Source organism: bacterium (genome assembly GCA_035559435.1).
Lineage (GTDB): Bacteria > Zixibacteria > MSB-5A5 > WJJR01 > WJJR01 > JACQFV01.
In genome coordinates, this window is record DATMBC010000033.1 from 1 (window position 1) to 19,560 (window position 19,560).

At 63.1% G+C, this 19,560-nt stretch carries 14 protein-coding genes; 3 read left to right on the forward strand and 11 right to left on the reverse strand.

Going from position 1 to position 19,560, the window contains the following annotated elements:
- Positions 1 to 863: 863 nt before the first annotated feature.
- The 11 genes from VNN55_03860 to VNN55_03910 form a co-directional block, all read right to left on the reverse strand.
- The gene (locus VNN55_03860; GenBank protein HWO56684.1) at positions 864 to 4,307 is read right to left on the reverse strand and encodes a tetratricopeptide repeat protein; all 3,444 of its coding nucleotides are present in this window, start codon (positions 4,305 to 4,307) and stop codon (positions 864 to 866) included.
- Between the two features lie 40 nt (positions 4,308 to 4,347).
- Positions 4,348 to 6,117, reverse strand: coding sequence for an ATP-binding protein (locus tag VNN55_03865; GenBank protein HWO56685.1), 1,770 nt, complete (start codon positions 6,115 to 6,117; stop codon positions 4,348 to 4,350).
- 210 nt (positions 6,118 to 6,327) lie between these two features.
- Positions 6,328 to 8,031, reverse strand: coding sequence for a BamA/TamA family outer membrane protein (locus VNN55_03870; protein HWO56686.1), 1,704 nt, complete (start codon positions 8,029 to 8,031; stop codon positions 6,328 to 6,330).
- 11 nt (positions 8,032 to 8,042) lie between these two features.
- Entirely contained in the window at positions 8,043 to 8,570 is a 528-nt protein-coding gene (locus VNN55_03875; protein ID HWO56687.1) for an NUDIX hydrolase, read from the reverse strand.
- Positions 8,571 to 8,635: 65 nt separating this feature from the next.
- Entirely contained in the window at positions 8,636 to 10,885 is a 2,250-nt protein-coding gene (locus VNN55_03880; protein ID HWO56688.1) for a GAF domain-containing SpoIIE family protein phosphatase, read from the reverse strand.
- 16 nt (positions 10,886 to 10,901) lie between these two features.
- Positions 10,902 to 11,333, reverse strand: a complete 432-nt coding sequence (locus VNN55_03885; GenBank protein ID HWO56689.1) for an ATP-binding protein — start codon at positions 11,331 to 11,333, stop codon at positions 10,902 to 10,904.
- Positions 11,334 to 11,377: 44 nt separating this feature from the next.
- Positions 11,378 to 11,713 carry an STAS domain-containing protein gene (locus VNN55_03890; protein HWO56690.1) on the reverse strand — a complete coding sequence of 112 codons (336 nt, stop codon included), beginning with the start codon at positions 11,711 to 11,713 and terminating at the stop codon, positions 11,378 to 11,380.
- A 162-nt stretch (positions 11,714 to 11,875) separates the two neighbouring features.
- On the reverse strand, positions 11,876 to 12,082 hold the full coding sequence (locus tag VNN55_03895) for a hypothetical protein (GenBank protein ID HWO56691.1): 207 nt from the start codon (positions 12,080 to 12,082) through the stop codon (positions 11,876 to 11,878).
- A gap of 62 nt (positions 12,083 to 12,144) precedes the next feature.
- Positions 12,145 to 12,840: a redox-sensing transcriptional repressor Rex gene (locus VNN55_03900; protein ID HWO56692.1), complete on the reverse strand. Its 696-nt coding sequence runs from the start codon at positions 12,838 to 12,840 to the stop codon at positions 12,145 to 12,147.
- 79 nt (positions 12,841 to 12,919) lie between these two features.
- The gene (gene ppdK / locus VNN55_03905) at positions 12,920 to 15,889 is read right to left on the reverse strand and encodes a pyruvate, phosphate dikinase (protein HWO56693.1); all 2,970 of its coding nucleotides are present in this window, start codon (positions 15,887 to 15,889) and stop codon (positions 12,920 to 12,922) included.
- A gap of 222 nt (positions 15,890 to 16,111) precedes the next feature.
- Positions 16,112 to 16,363 (reverse strand): hypothetical protein, encoded by a 252-nt coding sequence (locus VNN55_03910; GenBank protein ID HWO56694.1) that lies wholly within the window; start codon positions 16,361 to 16,363, stop codon positions 16,112 to 16,114.
- Positions 16,364 to 16,878: 515 nt separating this feature from the next.
- On the opposite strand from VNN55_03910, the gene VNN55_03915 reads away from it, so the two are divergent.
- From VNN55_03915 to VNN55_03925, 3 genes are all read left to right on the forward strand, one after another.
- Positions 16,879 to 17,781 (forward strand): PLP-dependent cysteine synthase family protein, encoded by a 903-nt coding sequence (locus VNN55_03915; GenBank protein HWO56695.1) that lies wholly within the window; start codon positions 16,879 to 16,881, stop codon positions 17,779 to 17,781.
- 124 nt (positions 17,782 to 17,905) lie between these two features.
- Positions 17,906 to 18,994: an alanine--glyoxylate aminotransferase family protein gene (locus VNN55_03920; protein ID HWO56696.1), complete on the forward strand. Its 1,089-nt coding sequence runs from the start codon at positions 17,906 to 17,908 to the stop codon at positions 18,992 to 18,994.
- Positions 18,978 to 19,560, forward strand: a 583-nt coding sequence (locus tag VNN55_03925) for an NAD(P)-dependent oxidoreductase (GenBank protein ID HWO56697.1), incomplete at its 3' end; no start/stop codon positions are given. The genes VNN55_03920 and VNN55_03925, both read left to right, overlap by 17 nt.

Below are 19,560 nucleotides of genomic sequence, written 5' to 3' on the forward strand. Positions count from 1 at the left end.
GTGCGCATTGTCAACATCGTCTTCCGCGGCGACGAGATTCCGTCGCCGTGCTATCTGTACTGAGCGAGTCTGTGTCGATGATGCTGCGTCGCGTCAGGTTGCGTCAGGAGTGCGTCAGACGCGCTCCTGATGCAGCCGGCGTAGGTGCCTTGAGCTGACCGCGGACAGAATTCGCAGGCCACAGACTATAAGACATTGGGTGCCGGAATGGTCGTGTGCACCTTCGTCCGTCCCTAGAGAGGGCATAATCTGATAAAAATCACTCTTGATTCCAGCGATGGTCGATCGCAATACTTTGGGGTCGAGTCGATTGGGATCAACTACATGGTGTAGGGTCGGATCAGCGGCGATCTGTCGTTCCCTTGTTGTTCAGCGGGTTTTGCTTGACGATTGGAAATCGCACCATTAAGTTATCCACAAGCAGGGGTGCGTGGCAGGGCTGTCACGAACTCCGAAGCCAGAGGCAAAAGCAAAAAGGCCCTCGACCGTTACTCTCCCATCGTGTTAAACATCGGCCGCCCGGCCGGAACATCCGAAGACTTGACCGCGACCCGAGAGCGGGTGCGTGCCTGTGGTGTGAGTGAGTATGTTTGAGACACTTGGCCAGGAGAGCTGAGCAACCGAAGAGACTGCGTTGACGCACAAGATACCGGGCCGGGGAGGTGCCTGGCCCAGTCAACCACCATTTACCCGGAGAAGGGAGGTGAGTTGATGGAGATCTACACCTTGGAGGTTGAGGTCCTGGAGGACAAGATCGCCCCGATCGGCCCGAGCGGCGGGGGCAACTAAACTCAACCGTCCGTCACCAGCGGCCGTCCCGCCCCAACGGGACGGCCGTCACTTTTCCCTCCCCCGGGTAAACTCTATCCCACCAATTCCGCAATACGGTTCTTGATCGCCGTCAACGCGCGCGCGTCCGCGCAGTCGCCGTACCGCCGGCGATCGCCTTCGTCCTCAATCGTCGAGGCAACCATACGCAAGGTGCGCTCGGCTTCTTCCAGGGCGCTCCATGCGGGCTCGTAATCGGCCAGGGCGTGGCAAACTGCGGCTTTCAGCACCAACCCGCGCCACAGCGAATCCCAATGCCCATCCTGCCGCACTTGCTCAACGAAGTTGTTCGCAAGTTCGAAGGCATCATCGAGCCGACGGGCGCGAAGCGCGGCTCTCGCCTTCCAAACGAGAAAAGCGGGGGCCCAATTCCATCGCGAAGAGGCGGCGAGGAACTCCTCGACGCGCATCGCCAATCTCGAATTGAGCGGACTGTCATCCATATCCGTAAGACATGCGGCCGCCAGCTGGGCGGCCTTGTGGGGTGCTCGAATGGCCCCGGCCATCCGCTCACCCTCCTGCCATATGCGGGCCAGAGCATCCGAGTCACGATCACGAACGGCAAGCCGTGCGCGCTGCGTCAGCGCGTCCAGATACTGATAGCGGTTGGCTGTCGCCCCTTCAGTGGACAGCAACGAGTCGAGTACGAGCGTGGCCTCGTCATCCCTCTGAAGCATCCAAGCCCGGTGGGCGCGTTGAAGACGGAGGTAGACCTGCAATTCTTCGTTCTGAATGGTCATCAGATACAATTCTGTCTCCCGCTGCAAGCGATCAGACAGGCGAAAATCACCCGCATGCTGATAGATGTCAGCCAGAAGGGCACAGACCTCGGACGCGGAGGAGGCGTCGCCCACTTCACGGGCGTGCTGATACACATGTTGCCCGATGGCGGCCGCCTTGCGCAGATCGCCCTGCTCCAGCGCCACCTCCACAAGATTGCGCCGAAAGTACAGCTCATCACTGAGCGCCCCAGCTTCGGACGCCAGCTGCGCTGCGCGCGCGAACCCGTCCATTGATTCGTCCAGCCGCCCCTGAACGAAACTGATGGTGGCAAGGTTGTTAAAGCCGCGCGCGACTTCGACCACGTTGGCCAACTTCCGGTGTATCTCCAACGCCTGTCGGTAGCACGACTCCGCGTTCTCGAATTGATACTCCAGATACGATATGATACCAAGGTTGTTTAAGTTGATTGCGGCCATTCGGTCCAAGCCAAGCTCCTGCTGGATGCCGAGCGCTTCGGAAAAGTGCATCCGCGCGCCGGCCAGATCCCCGGCAATCCGGCAGAGATGACCCAGGCTGTTTAGCGATCGCGAGAGCTCGGCGCGATCGCCGAGATTCTCCCAAATGCGCTTCGCCCGACTCTCGACGCGGATGCCCTTCAGGTAGCGTCGCGTCTTCCAATAGAGGTCGCCAAGATCATGGAGCGTTTCGGCCATCAGGCGCTGCTCGCCACTGGCGCGGCATTGTCGCAGTAACTCCTGGTAGATTCGGCGCGCGGCGTCAAACTGGCCGAGGGATTTCTGCAGATCGGCCTCGGTCATACGCGCGTGTCCCGTCCAGTGGCTGCGCAGAGCCGGATCGGCGATGGTCGCCGCACATTCGCGGGCAAAGACGATGTAGCGCATGGCCCGCTCGCGATCTTCGGCGGCAATCGCGGTCGACGCGGTCGCCAGAGCGTATACGGCGGCCTTCTCCCCCACACCGGCGCGGGCATAAGAATGCGCGAGGATGATCTGACGATCTCCCTCCGGCATGGGAGCGGCCGACTCAACAGCGCGTGCCAGTTGCAGGGAACGCATGCTCCGTTCGGATTCCGGGATGCCGGATCGCAGGAGCGCATCATGACCGTTGAATCGCAGAGTCAGATCGATCGAGGCCGAATCGCCCGCCCGACGACCAACGACGATCCCGCGTGCGATCAATCCCTGCAGAACGCGATCCGGATCGCCGTCCAGCGACCGCCACAGCCGGCGAAGGATGCCCGATGAACCCAGTCCCTCACCGAGCGCAAGCCATTCGCAAAAGGTCCGCTCCGAATCACCAAGATCGCCGACCACCCGCGCGATATGGCGAGTAAGGTTCTCGGTGCTCCAGCGCCAGACGGCGGACTCATCCAGGGCCCAGCCATCGGCGTCGACCGTGAGCGCCCCCGAGAGGATCATCTGTTCGAGCAGCTCGCCGACGGCCTCGGGCAGCCCCGCGGTGGCGGAGTGGACGACGTCGGTCCATACCTCGGCGACATCGGGATCACCGACGGTTCCGGACAGAAAGGCGTGAACCTCCGAACGGTCATACGGGCAAAGCGCGATCTGGCGCCCCGAGGGATTTCGCTCCGATTCCGGGAGCCCATGCAAGGATGTGGCCAGCCGCAGGACTACCCGCGACGGCGCACCATCACGAGGACAGTCGTGCAGTTCGAGCCTCTCCCCTGCGCGTCGATCGAGGCGGACTTCGTGGCCAGCATCAGCGATCACCGCTGCCGCCTGATGCAGCCATGCCTCCGAGGGCAGGCCATGCGACCAGACCGACCAGTTGGCGCCTCCGGTGAGATCGAGGTCTTCGCGCAGCGCGGCCAGCAACTGGTGGTCGTTCTCACGCATCCGCCAGCGCTCGCTGCGCAGTTGCCAAATCAGCTGCTCAGCAACGATCCCCGTCGGATCCAGCGCGGCATCGAAACCGGCCAGCCAGGTCAGGAGGGAGTGTTCGTCGGCGGCGCGTTCATCGGCGCTCTTGGCCAACAGCCGCGCGATGACGTCATCGGCCCACGGCGGCGCCTGCCGCAGCCGCGGTCGGTCAAAGTCCGGGGCGCCCTCGAGATGCCCGGCAATTTCCAGCGCCGGTTCGCCGGCGGCATAGGGACGCACACCGAAGATCCACTCATACAGAATGATGCCAGCGGCATACCAATCGGCGCGGCCATCCGCGGGCTGGTTGGTCAGGAACTCGGGCGCGCAGTAGCCAACCGTCCCGGCTCCACGCGGGCGGTCGGCGTCTCCGATGGGGCGCGCCAGCCCGAAATCCAGCAGACAGATTTCGCGTTTGGCTGCATCCCCGACGGGACGGCCCGTCACGCGCCAGAGCAGGTTGTCGGGTTTGAGGTCGCCATGGACCCAGCCGCGCTGGTGCACGAAGAACAGCACACGCGCCAACGAGCGCAGCAGTTGCGCGAATTCATCGTTGGCGGCCGGCGCCCCCTGGCCGAAGAGCGGCTGCCCCTCGACCCAGTCGAGAACAATGTACGGACGTTTTTCGTGGCGGCCGAACTCGTAGGCGCGCGCGACCTGCGGATGGATCAGTTGTGACTGGACGGTGAATTCGTGAAAGAGCGATGCGCCGGTTGCGGGGTCGGCCGCGGGATCGGCCCACTTGAGCGCGCGCCAATGGCCATCGGCCTGGCGCACGCGGTAGACGGTAGCGAAGCCGCCCTGACCGACGGCGGTGCCGCAATAGCGGCCGATGGTGACTTCAACACCCGGCATGATGACGCGCTGCGACGCGTGGACCGCCCGACCTGGCCGGTCAACTCTCGAAGGAGGCGTAGGTGCGATGCACCGGCAGACGGATGGTGAAGGTGGTGCCGCTGCTGTCGGAGCGCTCGACGCCAATGGTCCCCGAGTGATTTTCGATGATCGTTTTGCAATTGAGCAGGCCGAGCCCATGCCCGTCGGCCTTGGTGGTCTTGGCCACGGTGAAGACACCCGGCCGGACGTCCGGCGGCAACCCCGGGCCGTTGTCCGAGACGCGCACCTCCAGCATCTGATCCTGGGCGTTGTAGCGGGCGACAATGCGGATTTCGCAGGCGCGGTCGCCGCAGGCCTCCACCGCGTTCTTGTAGAGATTGTATAAAACCGACTTGATGTGACCGGCGTCGATGCGCACCGGAGGCAGCCCTGTTTCGCAGTCGACGGTGAACTGCACCGGCTTGAACATCTTGTGGGGACGAATCGTGAACAGATGTTCCTCGATCACGTCCTTCAGTTGGCATTCCACCAATTTGGTCTCAAACTTGGCGTCTTCCATGAGCGATTCGGTGTAGCGGCGCATGTCATCAATGCCGCGCAGGATGCGCTCGCAGGCGTTGGCCACATCAGCGACCCGGTTGTTGTTCAGGTGGATGGGCATGAGTTCCGCCGACACGGACATGGTCTGCAGGTGGTTGTTCATCTCGTGGGCGATGTTGCGTACCGCCTGGGCTTTTTCGACCATCTGCTCGGAGCGAATCAGATACTCCTCGATGGTGGTTCGCTCGGTGCGGTCCTCGACGACGATGATGATCTTGGGCGCCTCGCCCACGATCCCGTTGAGCGGAGAGATTTTGATCGAGAGCACCGTCTTGCGCCCTCCGATGGAGAGGAAGTATTTGTCCTTCGACAACGGCTTGCGGCTGACGAGGACCTCGGTCAGCATTTCCTTCCAGACGGTGCTTTCCTCGGAGGGCAGGATGTCGGTGAACAGGGCGTGTGTCGCCACCAGGTCGGCCCCGGTCCAGGGCGCATCGGGGCTGTGGAAGATGCTCTCGGCGGCCAGATTAAAGGTGATCACGCGGAACTGATCATCGACCACGCAGATGCCAACAGGCGTCTTATTGACGACGTTTTCGTTGTAGCGCGTCAGCGACAACAGCCGTCCATAAAGCTTGGCGTTCTCGATGGCGATGGCGGCCTGTTCGGCAAAGAGCTCGAAGAGCCGCAGGTCGCTTTTGCCAAACAGCCCGGCGCGCGACTGGTTGTCGAGATAGCAGACGCCGATGACCTTGTCCTTGATCTTCAGCGGCACACAGATAATGAAGCGCAGATTGAGCGCGACCACCGACTTCTGGTGGGCGTAGCGCGGGTCTTCCTGGGCGTTGGAAGTGTACTCCGACTGGCCTTTGGTGGCGACACGGTCGGCCACCGACCGTGAAATGGCCAGGTCATCGGCGCTGTCGAGTTGCTCTTTGTTGATGTTATAGGCGGTGCGAATCTTCAACTGCCCTTCCTCGTCCAGGAGCATGAGGAAACCGCGCTCGGCGTTAAGCAGTTCGATCGCGTGGCGCATCACGCGCTTGAGAATCTCGTCCAGATCCAAAGTCGAGTTGATCGCCTTGGACACATCCAGCACGGCTTCGAGATTGCGTGCCCGCACCCCGGTCACATCGGCCTCGCCGTTCACGACCGGCTTGGGAGATGCGCCGGGTAGTGTCATATCCAACGCCGATTGCAGGAACGGGCTGGTGTCTTCCAGACCGTCTTTGGCCGCGACTGGCGTCTTGGCCTTGATCTTCCCAGACTTCTCTTTGATGTCGCCCATCGATCCACTCCCTACGATGATGACCCTATCGGATCATATCGACACATGGGCAGCGCTCCTTGACGTGCTTAACCGCCGTTCTGGCAAAGGGTAGGGCGCAGGTGTGCAAACGCGGCACAGTCGCGCAATCTTCGAACAGCCGACCAGCAGAAACAAGTCTGCGTCAAGCGATCTATTGAATTGTCCGACAATTAGTTGCGGGAGGGGGGCTCAGAAAACCTGACCGAGGCGGAAGGAGACGCGCAAATCACGGTCGGTGTGGTCCAGACCTTTGGCGACGTCGAGACGCAGCCCTTCCCCCAGACCCAATCCAACACCGAGATCGGATTTGAACTCGGAGATATCCACGAAGTCATCGGCAAAAGTGGCACGGCCGACATCGCAGAAGAGAATGATCCCGCCGTCAAAGGTCTCGTTGACCCAGTAATCAAACCGGTATTCCACGGTGGCGAGAAAGGCCTCATCGCCGACCATGGACTTCTGCGGATACCCCGGCAGGGAGCCGATGCCGCCGAGGAAGAACAGCTTGTTGGGCGGCACATCGTGCCGGGCCAGACCATACCATGCCCGGGCGAAGAGGCGATGCACATCGCGAGAGCGCCAGGAGGCGTTGACGGCCGCCTGCCAGCGGTCGTAGTCGAACTCGCCGCCCAAGGCGCCGCCGGCAATCTCGCCTGAGAGTTCCATGCCGAAATCCAGGCGTGGACGGTGCTCCTCGCTCTCATGTGGTTCGAGCGCCAGGGACAGATGCAACGCGCTGGTGCGCTCCTCGAAGCGATCGACCCAATCGGCCAGGAAGGCATCATCGACGGTGGAGAAATTCTCCCGGAAGCAATGATCGGGGCGGAACAGGTGCCAGAGGTTGCGTTCCGCTTCGAGCCAGCGATAATCGGTGTTGCGGTAGGTCGCCGACAAGACACCGCGTTCGCGGTATTTGTAGGTGGCACCGACCTCACCGCCATCGGATCCGAAGTAGTCGCGGTAATCGGAGCCGGCGACCAGCGCATAGAACGTGTTGGCGGTGCGGCCCACCCAGAGATCGTCTTCGGTGTCGGTCAGCCGGAAGATGCGTATGTGCATGTCCAGATCGGCGGAACGGATGAGCCGCTGGCGGACCTCGAGACGGTATTGCCAGGTTTCCGAGGCGAACGCATACCCGGCAAACACCTCAAGCCGGGGAGTGAATGCCGAGCGCTGATAGCCCGCCTGGGCGCCGAAGCGCAACCCATCGACGCGATCATAGGACAGGTCGGGGCGCCACTGGAACCCTTCCTCTTCAAACTCCCAGGCGCGCGCCACCGACAACCGCGGCCGGCGGTGCCCGCCCGGCGCAAACACCTGACCGTAAATCTTGCCGTCGCCGCGCTGGCGCAGGATGCCGCCGACAACTGCCACGTGCCCGCGCACGCTGGCGCCCTCGCGCACGATGACATCGCCGCCGAACGCCAACACGCTTCCCCCCAATTCACCGAGGACGGTCACGCTGCCGCCGAACGCAACAACGTCGCCCGGCATGAACTCGCCGGCGGGAATGGCGAAGGCGCTGTCGACGACCCATGTCAGATCGGATGTCGGCGCGGAATCGTCCGCGGCGGAGAAGACCACCTCGCACCGATCGGCCGTGATCACCGGAAACGTCACCGACAGCCGGGCGGGCGGAATGGGTCGGCCGCCAATGGCCAATCCGCCGGCCTGGAAGACCGCGGCCAGCGATTCACGCTCGCGCGGCACCAACCCGAGTTCGTCATGGCGGCCACGCATCGAGTCCGCCGGAGCGCCGAGCGTCATCCAGGTGTAGTCATTCTTCGATGCCGACAGGCGCGCCACCTCGCCGGCCGCCGCGCCGGCACCCGGAGTGAACGCCGCCAGCAAGACGGCAGCGGCGAGAATCCTCAGGGTGACAGGTTGGCTCATGGTCGGTCCGTTCAGCGCCGAACGGCGGTGGTAAAGTTGACATGCGCGAGCGTATCGCGCAAGGCATCACGATGCGCCCGAAAGGCCAGTTGTTCCGGCAGATCCTCCGGCCGGAAGAATTCGACCGCCTCGGCATCATCGCCGGGGACGGGCGGTCGTTCCTCGGATTCGCGCATCCAGTAGACGATCAGCACCGCATGCTGGCGGGGATCATCAAAGCCGGAATAGACTCCGAGAACATCCCCGGCGACCGCCGCCAGCCCGGTCTCCTCGGCCAGTTCGCGCTCGGCGCATTCCCGCGGGGATTCATTGTACTCCATGAAGCCCGCCGGAATGGACCAGTACCCTTTGCGCGGCTCAAAGGCGCGGCGCACCAGACAGATTCGTCTGTCGCGCACCACGATACCGCCGGCCGCCGGCACGGGATTGTGATAATGAATGAAACTGCACCGCGGGCAGCGACGGCGCGTCTGATGACCGTCGCGGTGGTCCTCCAGGGGTGTCGCGCATCGCGGGCAGAACTGGTAGAGAGTGGCCATCGTATGCTCGTCGCTTGACCGATTATAACCCGCCGGATGGGATTCGGCACGGGAAAAGCCGCCGGCTAAATCGCCCGAAAAACCACCATGGTCAGATCGTCGAAGCCGAGGTCCCCCTGCGAGAAGGCGGTGGCCTCGCTGACGATCTGGCGCGACAGCTGCTCGGCCGGCAGCGCGCGGTGCTTGATGACGAGTCTTTCGATGCGCTCCTCGCCGAAATCCGTGCCGGAGGGGGACTCGAGGTCCGAGAGGCCATCGGTGAAGAAAAACACCGTGTCCATCGGCTCCAGGCGCACTTCCTCGACTTCGTAGGTCACATTCGGCATGACGCCCAGCACCAATCCACCGCAGTCGAGCCGCTCGCAGCGTCCGTCGCAGCGCACCAGCATGGGCTGATTGTGCCCGGCGTTGGTGTAGGTGAGGATGCGCGTGGCCGGGTTGTACTCGGCGTAGACCATCGTGGCAAACTGTTCGGCCGCGGTGATTTCAGCAACGAAGGCGTTGGTGTTGGCGACGGCGCGGGCGATGGCGCGCTGGTGGCGCACTTCCGCCTTCAGGATGGCCTGAATCTGCGAGACCAGCAGCGCCGCGCCGAGGCCCTTGCCGGAGACATCGGCGATGACGATGCCGAGGATGCCGTCGGGCAACAGGAAGAAATCGTAGTAATCACCTCCGACCTGACGCGAGGGCTGGGTGAAGGCGGCGAGTTCGTAGTGTGGGCTGTGCGGCAGCGCGCGGGGCAGGAGGTTGCGCTGGATCTGGCGCGCCACATTCAGCTCTTCCTCGAGTTTCTGCTTCTCGATGGCTTCCTGGTAGAGGTGCGCGTTGGTGATAGCAGTGGCCAACTGGTTCGACAGCGTCGCCAGCAGGTTGACATCCTCGACGGTGTACTTGTACCCGGAGACCTTCTCGCCCAGGACCAGCACGGCCGACAGTTCGCCGCGGTCCACCACCGGCACCACCAGCCGGCAGGACCAGCGGGTGAGGATTTCGGTCATGGGCGTCAGCGGCCGGTCGATGACGAATTCCTCGAAGGCGGTCGGACGGCCGCGGCGCAGCGCCTCCTGGAAGAACCAGTCGGTTGCCTCGATCCCCTCCCCTGCGAGGCCGGCCAATTCGATCACAAACCGGCCCGGCGCCGGGCCGCGTGTGACGAAAAAGGCGCGCTCCACGAACAACTGCTCGGTCATCACCGAGAGCATCAGCTTCTTGAGATCCTGGACATCGAAGACCGACGCCACCTGCCGCGAGAAGTGCTCGAGGATGGCGCGCGGATCGGAACGATCGCGCAAAAAAAGACGGCTGACCAGATCATCGACCCGGTCCTTGAGCGGCTGGAAGAAAATCAGAATGACCAGGATGAACGCGGCGTCGACCAGCGGCGTCTGGATCTCAAGCACGTTGCGGACCAGCGAGGCAATCTGGGTGACCACCAACAGGTACATCCCCACCAGCAGCGCGGAGGAGACGGTGAAAACGAACGACTGGCGGACGATCAGACGCGTGTCGAGGAACTGGTAGCGAATGATCGACCAGGCGATGCTGCCGGCGCCGACGAGCAGGGCGACAATGGTGAAAGCATCGCGCAACGGACCATAGACCTTGATGATGCCCAGGGTCGGCAGGATGAAGGCGATCGCATACAACCCGACAGCCAGCTGAATGCCGCGCAGGATGATGCCGACCTGATCCCTGAGCCGGACGTTGGTGACCGAGCGGTGACCGATGCGCAGGGCCCATATCGCGCCGGCGATGTAGAGCAGGTTGATCATCGAGAAGAACTTCAGGTGAAAATCGAAGAGGAGGTTGAGGCCATAGGCGCCGATGCGCATGGCGATGTCAAAGGGCGCCAGCAGCGTCCGCACGATCGCCGACTCGGCGTCCAGGCCGCTCCAGCGCACCTGCGGGCGCGCCAGAAACGCCAGCCAAAGCACATGGAACAGGTGAGGCAAAAAGACCAGGTATTTGGCGCGGGGCCAGCGCGCCACCACCGGGTGCTCCACCGGAAAGACCAGCGTGAACAGGAGCAGCTGCGGGAAGAACAATTCCCACAGATAGAAGAGCGTGTAGGGGAAGGTGGTGGGCAGTGCCGCGCCGCCGGCGCTTTGTTCGAGGGTGGAACCGATGGCGGCGAAGACCGGGCCCAGCCCGGCGAACAGCAACATCAGGGCGGTGATGCGATTGACGCGGCTCCTGGGGTTTTCGCGCAGGATGACGGTGCCGAGCCATATCAGCACGGCCCCCAGCGCCAAATAGAGGACCGCAACGACAATCTGCCAGTTCACCCGTAGGCCCCCGCCCCGCACGCCGGCCACGCGGCGTCACCGCGCTTCAACCCGAGGAGAGATTCTTGCGCGCCACCACCACGGTTCCGCCTCCGGGTCCCGCCTCGTATCGCACCTCGTCCATCAGGGATCGGACGATGAAGACGCCGCGTCCCACCTCCCGCAGCAGGTTTTCCTCGGCCAGCGGATCGGGAATCTCCGTCGGATTGAAGCCCTCACCCTGATCGGTGACGCGGACAGTCAGATCGGTGTCGGTGAAGATCAATTCGACCGTGACGGTCTTATTGGGATTGCTCTTGTTGCCATGGACAATCGCGTTGTTAACCAGTTCGGTCGACGCAATGGCGACGTCGGTGACCAACGCATCGGGAATGCCCCGGGCGCGCAACGCGTTCTCGAGGAACTCGTCGGCCTCGGCAATGCGGTGAGGATCGCTGGGGATCACCAGCCGCGCGGAGTTCGATGGGGCTGGGGTCATTGCAGGACGGGAAGCGTTCCGCGCCGAACGCGGACCGCGCTCCATCAGAAGCTGGCGACCGCCAGATCGACCGTGTCGTAAGCCTCAAACACCGTCACCAGCTTGGTGATGGTCAGGAGGCTTTGAATCTTGTCGGTGACGCAGGCCAGCTTCAGATCGCCCTTGTTGTCACGCAACGTTGTCAGTCCGGCGATCAGAATGCCCAAGCCGGTGGAGTTCATCCAGTCGACCTCGGCGAGGTTGATCACCACACGCAGCTTCTTCTGAGCGATCAGATCATGAATCTTGTCGTGCAGAACGGTGGCATCCGGCCCGCCCATGATCTTGCCTTTGGGCTCGAGGATCACCACGCCGCCTTGCTCGCGTTCGGTCAGCTTCATTCGCCTGTTCCTTGCTGCTGGTCTGCCTGTTTGCCGGCCTCCATGGACTCCGGCAGAGCGCTGGAGGCATTTATAGGCGACCAATATACCGATTCCAACCCGGCGAGGCCATGTTTTTCGCGCCCTCTCCGGGCTGGGCCCTCGGCGCGAAGCGCGGCGGGATCAGTGGGAAAAGAGGTGGCGGAGCTTCTGGATGACGGTGGCGTCCGCGACCGGGGAGACCGCCGTCTCGGCAACGGCCGCCGGGGCCGTCAGCGCAGCCGATCGGCCGGGCGCCAGCACCTCACCGACCGGGATCACCGGCAGGAGCCCGATGGCCAATGCCGTGAAAATCAGAATGAGTCTGATGCGCGGTGTCCGTCTGTCCATGACGAAAACGATTTCCCCCGGCCGTAATCTATCACCCGGCGCGGATTTTGGAAAGGGCTTGCCTAGCCTGGGTTCCGCTCCCGTCCGGCACGATTGGACAGGTGGAAGGAGAGAAACTCCAGTTCCATCGCCATGTTCTCGGTGCGCACGATCACGTCCGGCGGCACCTTGAGGTTGACCTGAGCGAAATTGAGGAACGCTTTGATGCCGGCGCTGACCGCCAGGTCGCAGACCGATTGCGCCACCGACGCGGGCACCGCCAGGATGATCATCGAGAGTTTCCGCTTCTTGATTTCGGCCGGGAGGTCCTTGATGTCGGCGATCACCACGCCCTTGTGGTTGGAGCCGATCTTGCGCTGATCGTTGTCAAACAGCGCCCGGATGGTGAATCCCTGTTTCTGAAATTCCTTATAGGAGACCAGGGCGGAGCCGAGGTGGCCGACACCGACGATGCCGACATTCCATTCCCGGTCCAGGCCGAGGATGCGTCCAATGCGGGCGCGCAATTCGCGAGCGGGGTAGCCCAGGCCGCGGGTGCCGAAGGAGCCGAAGGCCGACAGGTCCTTGCGCACCTGCGCCGGCGTGAGTTTTTCCCGTTCCGCCAGATCGCGCGAGCTGACGGTATGGTACCCTTCCGCCTCCAGCGCGCCGAGCGCGCGGTAATAGACGGAGAGGCGCCGAATGGTCGATTCGGAGATCCGCCGCCGGGCAAAGGCGGCGACCATTTCCATGTCGCTGGACGATCGTCTCGGGGTCATGCTCCTCCGTCCCGCTCCTGGCGGCGCCCGGCCGGGGGGCGTACAGGTCGTCCGCCCCGGGCTTGTCGGACGTCCTCGCTCAGCGCGTTCCGCTCTCCGCTTTGGATTGAAAGGTCGCCTGCGCCGCGGCCAGACGCGCGATCGGAACGCGGTACGGCGAACAACTCACATACGACAAACCCAGCGAATGACAGAACGTGATCGTCTGCGGATCGCCGCCGTGCTCGCCGCAGATGCCGACCGAGAGGCGGCTGTTGGCGGCGCGGCCACGCTCGGCCGCCAGACGCACCAGGAAGCCGACGCCCTTTTCGTCGAGCGTGACGAAAGGGTCATGGGCGTAGATGCCTTTTTCGATATACAGCCCCATGAACTTCCCGGCATCGTCGCGCGACAGGCCAAGCGTCATCTGCGTCAGATCGTTGGTGCCAAAACTGAAGAAGTCGGCGGCGCCGGCGATCTCGTCGGCGACGATCGCCGCGCGCGGTATCTCGATCATCGTGCCGACTTTGTACTCGACCCGCTGTTTGCGCTTCCTGAAGACATCCTCGGCGACCGCGTCGATGATCTCGCGCTGGTGGCGCAGTTCTTCGACCGTGCCGACCAGCGGCACCATCACCTCGGGATGCACCGGAATGTTCTCCTTGGCCAGGTCGCAGGCGGCGGTAAAGATGGCCCGCGCCTGCATCTCGGTGATCTCGGGGAAGGCGATCCCCAGACGGCAGCCGCGGTGGCCCAGCATCGGATTGACCTCATGCAGCTGGTCGATCCGCTGGAGGATCTTCTCCTTGAGCGCAATCTGCTCGCGCATGTGCAGTGACTCTTCGTAGGAGACCTCGTCCTCCTTGGCCTTCAGCGCCGCGATCTCGGTTTTCAACTCCTCCTTGGAGGGCAGAAACTCATGCAGCGGCGGATCGAGGGTGCGGATGGTCACCGGGCGGCCGTTCATCGCGCGGAAGATGCCCTTGAAGTCGTTGCGCTGGAAGGGCAGGAGTTTGTTGAGCGCCAGTTGGCGTTCCTCGGCGGTGTCGGCGAGGATCATGCGCTGGATGTGCGGGAGCCGCTCGGGCGCAAAGAACATGTGCTCGGTGCGGCACAGGCCGATCCCCTCGGCGCCGAACTTGACCGCTTGCTCGGCGTCCTCGGGCGTGTCGGCGTTGGTGCGCACGCCCAGTTTACGGACCTCATCGGCCCAGGACATCAGCGTGACGAATTCCTCGGTCGGTTCGGGCTCGATGGTCGGGACCTCGCCCAGCAGAACGGTGCCCGAGGTGCCATCGAGGGTGATGATCTGCCGCTCGCGGATGGTCACGCCGGCGGCGGTGAAGGTCTTGCGTTCTTCGTTGACGCGCACGGTCTCGGCGCCGGCAACGCAGACTTTGCCCATGCCGCGCGCGACCACCGCCGCATGCGACGTCATCCCGCCCTTGGTGGTGAGGATGCCGACCGCCGCCGCCATGCCCTGAATGTCGTCGGGATTGGTCTCGGGCCGGACCAGGATGACCTTCTCCCCCTTGCCGGCCATCACCACGGCGTCTTGCGCGTTGAAGACCACTTTGCCGGAGGCGGCGCCGGGTGAGGCGGCCAGCCCCTTGGCGATCGGGGTGACTTCGGCGTTGGGGTCCAGGCGCGGGTGCAGCAACTGGTCCAGATCGGCGGGCTGAATGCGCAGCAGCGCCTCTTCCTTGGTGATCAATCCCTCGCCGACCATGTCGACGGCGAACTTGACCGCCGCCTGCGCGGTGCGCTTGCCGGTGCGGGTCTGCAGCATGTAGAGTTCGCCGTTCTGGATGGTGAACTCAAAATCCTGGACATCGCGGTAGTGCTGCTCCAGACGGGTGGTGATTTCGCGCAGTTTGGCGTAGGCCTGCGGCATCACGTCCTTGAGCTCGGAGATCGGACGCGGGGTGCGTGTGCCGGCCACCACATCCTCGCCCTGGGCATTGGTGAGGAACTCACCGTAGAATTCCTTGGCGCCGGTCGAGGGGTTGCGGGTGAAACCGACGCCGGTGGCGCAGTCTTCACCCATGTTGCCGAAGACCATTGCCTGCACGTTGACCGCGGTGCCCAGGTCGGCCGGGATACCGTTGAGTTTGCGGTAGGTGATGGCGCGTGGATTGTTCCACGACTTGAAGACCGCCTCGATCGCGAGGTGGAGCTGGACCCAGGGATCCTCGGGGAAGGGCTCGCGCGTGTGGCGCTGGATGATCTTTTTGTAGGCCGCGACGATTTCCTTGAGATGCTCGGGGGTCAACGACGAGTCGCGCTTAACCCGGCTGGCTTTCTTGCGCTCCTCGATCACCGCCTCGAAGACATCCTTGTCGATGCCGAGCACCACGTTGCCGAACATGGCGATGAAGCGGCGGTAGGAATCGTAGGCGAAGCGCGGGTTGTCGGTCTCGTCGATGATGGCCTTCAGCGTCTTGTCGTTGAGGCCGAGATTGAGGATGGTGTCCATCATCCCCGGCATGGAGAACTTGGCGCCCGAGCGCACCGAGACCAAAAGCGGCTTTTCGGCGCCGCCAAACTTGCGGCCCATCACCTTTTCGAGGCGATGGACATACTCCTTGATCGCCGGCTTGAGCGCCTGCGGCATGCGCATACGGTTCGCGTAGAACTGATTGCACATGTAGGTCGGAATGGTAAACCCGGGCGGGACCGGCAGACCAGCCTTGGCCATGCCGGCCAGACCGGCGCCCTTGCCGCCGAGGATATCCTTCATTGTGGGATCGCCCTCGGTCTCGTTCGGGGCGAAGAAGTAGATCAGCTGGCCGCCCGGGGGAATCTGCGCCGCCTCGGCGGAGATCCGCTCTTCCGGCGGCGGGATCGAGACCCGTGTGCGCGGCCGCACACTGGGGCTGAACAACGGTTCATCGGGGGGTTCGACCACCGGCGCCGACACCGCGGGCTTGGTCGTCTTCGCCGACTTTTTGGATTTCGAATCGGATTTCATGGCTTTGCTCGTTGCACGCGCCGGATGCGAATCACGGACGCGCGGCTTGGCCTTGGTCTTGGAACGAGATGACGAGGTGGTCTTGCCCTTTTTCACCATGGTGGTCCTCCCAGTGGAGGGGGCTGAAACAAAAGCACCAACCCCGCCCGCGACGAATCGTAAGTCATTGGTCAACAACGACCTTACCGCCAGGCCGCGACCGGGATTGCCGCGCAAAGTACGGTGCAAGCGATGATCTTGGCAAGGGGTTTTACAAAGCGAAAGCAGGCCTTGATGGAGGCCTGCTTTCGTGAATCCGGGCCGACCTGGCACGTGATGCAACTACATGGTGAAGAGCCGTTCCCCCGAAAGGATCTTATCGATCATGCGGATGGTCTTTTCGACCGGCGAGTGCATGATGTCGTGCGTGTTGAAGGTGCTCTTGGTGAAATACTTCTTAGGGAGTCCATCGGGGATTTCGGTCGGCTTCTTACCCTTGGGGGCGGCATTCATCGTGACTTTCACGATCGGCGCGTTCTTCGCCGGTTTGGCCCCTTTGTCCTTGGGCCCATTCTTGATGGTCACCCTTGCCATCTTCGGCTTGCCTTCCGGTCTGGCGTTCTCGCTTGACATGAATCTGACCCTTCCTTTGTCCGTGCGCCGACTCCACGGCGGACACGGTTCCGGGACCCTACCCCCCCGGTCGTTGTGAGGTAAACGAACTGCAGATAGTTTGTGCGTTGGCGAGCATAGCGTCCAAAAAGCGTTGGTGAGCACAAGTTTAAATTACCGCAACTTACGTTGTCAACAGAAATCGGCGGAACTTCGCGCAAAATGTTGAATTTTCATGAGCCTGTTATTGCCTAAAGCACAATGGCTTACACGGGCGATTTCCGTGAAACGAGCTTCGCCATCCGCGCGGACCGCGCACACGGTCTATTTATTAAGTTGTTTGGGCTGAACAAGTTAATCGGTGTAGTCCACAGCCGAAGCCATGAAATCCACACCGGTGGTCGATCAGCCCCCCTGTGCACATATACTCAATTGCGCCCCAAATAGTTGGCGATTTCTCCACCACCGGAGGGTGATTTCTGCATAATTCCGCCATCATGGACATCAAGGACAGCATCCTCGAGTTGGTCGGCGACACACCGATGGTGCGTTTGCACCGCTGCAATCCCAATCCGGCGGTCGACCTGGTCGCAAAGCTCGAATGGTACAACCCGTTTGGCAGCGTCAAGGAACGCATCGCGTTGAGAATGATTCAGCGCGCGATTGCCGACGGCCGTTTGACGAAGGACAAGACCATCCTCGAATCTTCCTCCGGCAACACCGGCATCGGACTGGCGATGGTGGGCGCGGTGCTGGGATACAAAGTCGCGATCACGATGTCGGAGGGGACATCCATCGAGCGGCGTCAGGTGCTGCGCGCGCTCGGCGCCGAGATCATCCTGACATCAAAGGAGGGCGGCTCCGACGAGGCCTGGGACAAGGCCGATGAGTTGTATGCGCGGCATCCCGACAAGTATGTCCGTCTGCACCAGTATCAAAGCCCCGACAACGCCGCCACGCACGAGGAGATCACCGCCGAGGAAATCTGGGCGCAGACCGAAGGCCAACTGGACGCGGTGGTGGCCACACTCGGCACCACCGGCACGGTGGTCGGGTTGTCGCGCCGTCTGAAGCGGAAGAATCCGGCGATCCGCATCATTTCCGTCGAGCCGCAGCCGGGCAAGCACAAGCAGCAGGGCATCCGCAATGTCGATTACTCGCGCACGCCGATGATCTGGGATCCCTCCTGTGTCGATGAACGGCTCTATGTCTCCGACGAGGAGGCCTACCGGGCGGCGCGCGAACTGATGCGGCATGAGGGGCTCTTCGGTGGCATCTCCTGCGGCAGCGCGCTGGCGGCGGCCCAACGGGTGGTGCGCGCGATGTCGCGCGGGCGGGTGGTGGCCATCTTCCCCGACCACGGGTACAAGTATTTGTCGACGGACCTGTATCCAGCTTAGTCAGATTGTGGCATGCGCGGATGCGGCGGCCTCCCCGACCTATCTGGGCCGAGGTTTGACATGGACTCTCCCTTCCAGCGACTGCATCTTCCCTCACTCGTGCTTCGGCGCGTGTGAGGTGATTATGACGACACTGACATTTCCCGACCGGTGGATGTTCATCCCCGGGCCGGTCAACGTGCATCCCGACATCCGTCAGGCGATGGCGCAGCCGCCGATCAATCATCGCGGCAAGGACTTTGCCGCGCTCTATCAGGCGCTGGTTCCCAAGACGCAGGCGTTGTTCCGCACCCGGCACCCGGTCTACTTCAGCACCTCCTCGGCGATCGGCCTGATGGAGGCGTGCGCGCGCAATCTGGTGGCCAAGCGCGCGCTGCATCTGACCTGCGGATCGTTCTCCGAGCAGTGGTTCAAGATCGCGCAGCAGTGCGGCAAGCCCGCCGACGCGCAGAGTGTTGAGTGGGGCAAGGCGAACCGTCCGGAAGAGCTGCGGCGGGCGCTGGCGACCGGCCAGTACGACACCGTCTGCATGGTCTATTCCGAGACCTCGACGGCCGTGCTCAATCCGTTGCCGGAGATGGCGGCGGTGATGCGTGAGTTCCCCGATGTCGTTTTTTGCGTCGACACCGTCAGCGCGCTGGGCGCCAGCCCGGTGCTGGTCGACGAGTGGGGCATCGATGTCTGCTTTGCCTCGGTGCAGAAGGGGCTGGCGCTGCCGCCGGGCTTCACGGTGTTCTCGGTCTCGGCCAAGGCGATGGAGCGGGCGCGTACGGTGCCCGGACGCGGCTACTACTTCGATTTCCTCGTCTTCGAGCAGTATGCGGCCAAATCACAAACACCGACGACACCCTCGATTCCGCACCTGTATGGTCTCAACGCGCAACTGGACCGGATCGCCGTCGAGGGGCTGGAGAACCGCTGGCAGCGTCATCGCGCGCTGGCGCTGCGGTCGCAGGAGTGGGCCGAGGCGGGCTGGGCGTGCTTCGCCGAGGCGGGGCATCGTTCCGATGCCACCACCGCGGTGGTCAACACGCAGAAGATCGACGTCGCCGCGCTCAACAAGCATCTGGCCGAGACGCGCAACATGGTGATATCATCGGGGTACGGGAAGCTGAAGGAGACGACCTTTCGCATCGGCCATGTCGGGGAGACCACCCTGGAGCAGTTGAACATCTGTCTGGCGGAGATCGACCGTTTTGTCGCCGCACACTGAGAACGCATCGCGTCCCCGATGGCGCATCCTGATTCCGACCGCGTTGTCGGCGGAGGGCGTGGAGATTCTGCGGGCGGAGCCGTCGTTTGACATCGACCTGCGTCCGGGGCTGAAGGGGCCGGACTTGCTCGCGGCGTTGGCCGACGCCGACGCCGTGGTGATCCGCAGCGAGCACAAGATCGACGCGGCGGCGGTGGCCGCCGCGCCGCGTCTGCGTCTGGTCGCCCGCGCCGGCGTCGGCGTGGAGAATGTCGATCTGGAGACCTGCACCGCGCGCGGGATTGTCGTGCTCAACACGCCGGCGGCCAACTCGATCGCCGTGGCCGAACTGACCATGGCGATGATGCTGGCGCTGGCGCGCAAGATTGTCCCCGCCGACAATTCGGTCAAAGCCGGCAAGTGGGAGAAGGGGCGGTTCGGCGGGCATGAACTGCTGGGCAAGACACTGGGGCTGGTCGGCTTTGGACGCATCGGCCGCGAGGTGGCGTTGCGGGCGCAATCGTTCGGCATGAAAGTCATCGCCTATGATCCCTTCGTCACACCGGCGGCGGCGGCCGCCGCCCAGG